The organism is Serratia sp. HNCC26DJ244, from assembly GCF_057180565.1.
Map to the genome: position 1 here is coordinate 1 of NZ_JBXUGO010000133.1, position 366 is coordinate 366.

General features: G+C 59.6%; 1 protein-coding gene. It reads left to right on the top strand.

Annotated features, from left to right (window positions below; all coding sequences use genetic code 11):
* Positions 1-366: type VI secretion system baseplate subunit TssF (locus AC2A06_RS18940; protein WP_484381308.1), on the top strand; the 366-nt coding region annotated here is incomplete at both ends.

Here is a 366-nt window from a genome sequence, read left to right on the forward strand (position 1 = left end):
AGTGGTGGAGTTCACACCCGACTGGCAGGAAATGAAAGAGATGATGCGCATCACCAAAGGCTTTGAGGTGCTCTCCCGCCCGATTGGGGAGAAAAAGACCCGCTGCCGTTATACCACCACCCAAGAAATCAGCCTGCAGCCGTTAGCGCTGGAGCACGCCAGGCTGACCACCGACCCGGATGGTCGCTCGGTGGTCAACCTGCGCTTTAACTGCAGCAATCTGGCGGACTGGAGCCGTATCGACCTGAGTCGCATTCCGTTCTACTTCAATGCGGATGCACCGCTGGCGTGTGCCATGCATCAGGCCTTTACCCTCAATGTGGCACGGCTATGGCTGCGTTTGCCCGGCGAGATGGACCGCCGCCC